We start from the raw sequence: 3,677 nt of genomic DNA, 5'->3' as shown, positions 1-3,677 counted from the left end.
ATGATACAATTGTGCAGTGCTTTCTTTTTGGAAAAATGCCGAAAATGCGTGGCTTTTTCAACTTTATTAATCAAAAACAGCCTGCTGGAGAGCGTTTTCCTGGCAGGCTGTTTGCGTTTCTGAAACAACAAAAAAACGATAGGGTAAAATAAAACGGTAGGTCGAGGCTATCGTTTTTTTGTTAAAAGCAATATTTTGATAGAAACACAACAGATTAATGCAGCTTAAATTATCGAAAAATTCGAAAATAGTATTGCTATTTACGAAAAGATGCTGTATACTTATATTAGATGCTAAATTTTCCATAAAGGGAGAGAAAAAATGAGTTACAAATTATTTTTAAGTCATTCTTCTAAAGATGAGAAAGTCGTTAATGCATTTGTTTCGTTTATGTACAAAATTGGACTTATAGAGAAAGATATTGTTTGTTCTTCTGTACCAGAAACAAAAATTGCAATAGGAAATGATATTTATGCATATCTAAATCAGCTGATTTCTGATGAAAATATATATGCGATTTACTTTTTATCTGATAATTATTACGCAAGCCCTGTATGTCTAAATGAAATGGGAGCTGTTTGGTTACGGAAGGCAGATAGTTTAAGTATTTTGCTTCCAGGATTTGATTTTAATGATGTACAAGGCGTTGTAGAAAGAAATAAAGTTGGAATAAAACTAGGAACTTGTGATAACATGACAAAAGCAGCTTTTAATGAGTTTCTTAAGATATTAAATGACAAATTTGGTATTCATCCTAATCAGACGCATTGGGAAAAATGCTAGAGATGAGTTTTTGAATTTGACTTTAGAAAATAATCGAAAATTTAATATGGCTTTTGCAAGAAGTTATTGTATTGATGATTTGGAGAATGATGGTTGTAAGATCATTAAAAAGGAATCTAATCAAGAAAAAATAACTGCTATAATAAATTTTGAAAAAACAGAAAGTAAATTATGTAGCATTGTTGTATTTGCTGAAAAACGAAATTTTACAAATTATATTGCAAATGATAGAAACTTGTGCTTTGAAGCTTATATATCTGAAGGAATAACTTTTTTGGACATTGAAATTTGCCTTAATGGCATTGACGTTTCCTACGAGATTTATTTAAATGAGGATTTGAGAGAATTCAAAATTCCGCTTGCTCAATTCCAAAGTACTTTTATGTTTTGGAAAGATGTTTCTGAATTGAAATTTGTGTTTCATAGGAAAAACTTTAGCGGTGAAAGAAAAGTTATAATTGAAAATCTTCGTATCGAATAAACAAATAATTGAATTAATCTTATAAAAATGATCTGCTATGAAAGTGTTTCTAACAGGTCGTTTTTGTATATAATATTATAAGTAGTATATTTTTGATAAAGTTTGGATTCGACAAAATAAAAAATATGTTTTTATTTTAGAATTTCTGATTGAAAAGCTTTTAGTCCCCTTGCTTTTTAAGATTTTTTATGGTATTATGGAAGCAAAGGGGTGATTACATGATTCGAATTGCAATTATAGATGATGCTGTCGAAATAGGAACACAACTCGAAACGATTTTGATTGAAATTACAACCAATAAAGGCATTGCAATTGATATCGATATCTATTACAGCGGGAAAGAACTATGTGAGCATCTACAAAACGGTGAATTCTACGATTTGATTTTTCTGGATATTGAAATGCCTGAATTTACTGGTATTGATGTTAGTAAAATGATTCGAGACAACTTAAAAAACGATGCCACACAAATTGCGTATATCTCAGGAAATAAGGAGTATGCCATTGAAATTTTTGAATATGATCCACTTTATTTTGTGCATAAACCGATTAACAAAGAAAAAATTGAAAAGGTATTTGAACGCTTGATTCATCGATTGCATTTACAAGCCGATGCATTTACATACAAAACAGGACATAACATTGTGAAAATACCGATCAAAGATATTATATATTTTGAGAGTGAGGATCACCAGATCATCATACACTACTACACTCAGAACGAATATCATAAAGATAGCTTTTATGGCTTGTTGGATCATGTGCAAAAACAATTAAAATCTTTTCAGTTTTTACGTATTCACAAAACATATCTAGTTCATCACTTATATGTGCGTAAATATGCCTATGATAAAGTATATCTATCTACAGGAATTGAACTGCCAATCGCACAGTCAAAACGAAAAGAGATCAGAGCAGAACAATTTGCTATCAATCGAAAGGAGTCCGTATGAGTTTATCCAACTACGATATTGTATACGCTTGTTCGGAATTATTTTCCATCTATATTATTTATTATTTTTTTCAATCGCTTTTTGGAACACAGATACGAAACAAGGTAATTACAATTAGCGTTTATGCATTATATTTTGTATTGACAATTGGGATTCATTTCGTTGCAAACATTCCTTTTTTGAATCTGATTTTCACGATAATCTCACTTTTTTCTATCTCATTATGCTATAATACCACTTTTCCAAAACGCTTGCTTGCAATATTAGAATATATTGTTTTAGGATTTGCCGTGGAATTAATTGTATCTGTGGTTACAAAAAATGCCTATATAGAACCACTTCAAAGATATGAATATGAAAATGAGATCGGAATCTTTTTATCTCGTATGGTAATCTTTTGGATTGTGTTGCTATTAGGATATTTTTCGCATCACAGAAATGAGCAAAAGATTCTTCCAATATGGACAATGTTTGTTTCTCCGTGCATACCAATTCTGACAATTGGCATAGAATTGCTGTTTACGACTGTTTCTGGAGTGACAGCACAATCGGTCACAGTTTCCATGATTCTCTTATTTATCATCAATATCGTAGTATTTTTTCTGTATGAATCACTGTCAATTGCATATGCACGGGCTGCAAAAGCAACAGTGGCAGAGCAAGAAAAAAATTACTACCAGAACCAGTGTCAGCTGATGCAGAATGCAGTGGAAGACACCAGAAGATTTCACCATGACATTTCCAATCATTTTTCTATTGTAGAAGCTTTTCTTGAAGGTCGCAAAACCAACGAGGCTTCACAATATCTACAAGAGTTGATACAGAAAGAAGAAAAAAAGTCTGTACTGTACTCTACTTCAGGAAATATTGTGGTAGACAGCATTATCAATTACAAGTTAAGATCTATTTCTGATTGGAATGTTGCTGTAACCGTAGACATTGTTATACCAACAGAACTTCCCATAGAAATTGTAGACCTTTCCACAATTTTGACAAATCTGCTGGACAATGCAGTACAGGCACTTCAAAAAACTGACGGAAAACGTGAGTTGAAAATCGCAATGACTTATCGAAAGGGTATGCTCTTTATTGCTGTAAAAAATACCTATCCAGGAAAGGTTCATTATGAAAATGGCGAAATCGTAACAACAAAAGAAGATACAGAATCACATGGATATGGATTAAAAAATGTAGAATCAGCAGCTGAAAAATATGATGGAATCTGTCAACTCCATCATAATGATGTCTATTTTGATGCTGAGGTGGCTCTGTATTTGTAAAAAAGCATGGCTGCAAAATAAAAACAAAATATGAAAAACTGTAAGTTTCGTCGAAAACACTGTAAGTTTCGTAGACTTCTCGCACAGGTACTTTTTTTATGGTATAATAACAATGCCGAAAAGATAATCTGTGAAGGGAGGTCTTTTTTATGCGGAAATTCTTTTCAAAGTACTGTGGCA

At 31.8% G+C, this 3,677-nt stretch carries 4 protein-coding genes; all 4 read left to right on the top strand.

All coding sequences use genetic code 11. The annotated features are described in order from the left end of the window. Positions 1-321: 321 nt before the first annotated feature. Positions 322-783 (top strand): hypothetical protein, encoded by a 462-nt coding sequence (locus QZL66_RS09200; RefSeq protein ID WP_022411422.1) that lies wholly within the window; start codon positions 322-324, stop codon positions 781-783. Beyond that, positions 734-1,264 carry a hypothetical protein gene (locus QZL66_RS09195; protein ID WP_293602160.1) on the top strand — a complete coding sequence of 177 codons (531 nt, stop codon included), beginning with the start codon at positions 734-736 and terminating at the stop codon, positions 1,262-1,264. Before QZL66_RS09200 ends, QZL66_RS09195 begins: the two co-directional genes overlap by 50 nt. 218 nt (positions 1,265-1,482) lie before the next feature. Next, positions 1,483-2,217, top strand: a complete 735-nt coding sequence (locus tag QZL66_RS09190) for a LytR/AlgR family response regulator transcription factor (RefSeq protein ID WP_021680708.1) — start codon at positions 1,483-1,485, stop codon at positions 2,215-2,217. Then, positions 2,214-3,497, top strand: a complete 1,284-nt coding sequence (locus QZL66_RS09185) for a sensor histidine kinase (protein ID WP_022411420.1) — start codon at positions 2,214-2,216, stop codon at positions 3,495-3,497. Before QZL66_RS09190 ends, QZL66_RS09185 begins: the two co-directional genes overlap by 4 nt. The last annotated feature ends 180 nt before the right edge of the window (positions 3,498-3,677 follow it).

It is taken from the genome of Ruminococcus sp. CAG:330, from assembly GCF_000437175.1.
Lineage (GTDB): Bacteria > Bacillota > Clostridia > Oscillospirales > Ruminococcaceae > Ruminococcus_C.
The sequence above is the reverse complement of the archived record's forward strand: the minus strand, read 5'-3'. Positions and strand labels throughout refer to the sequence as shown.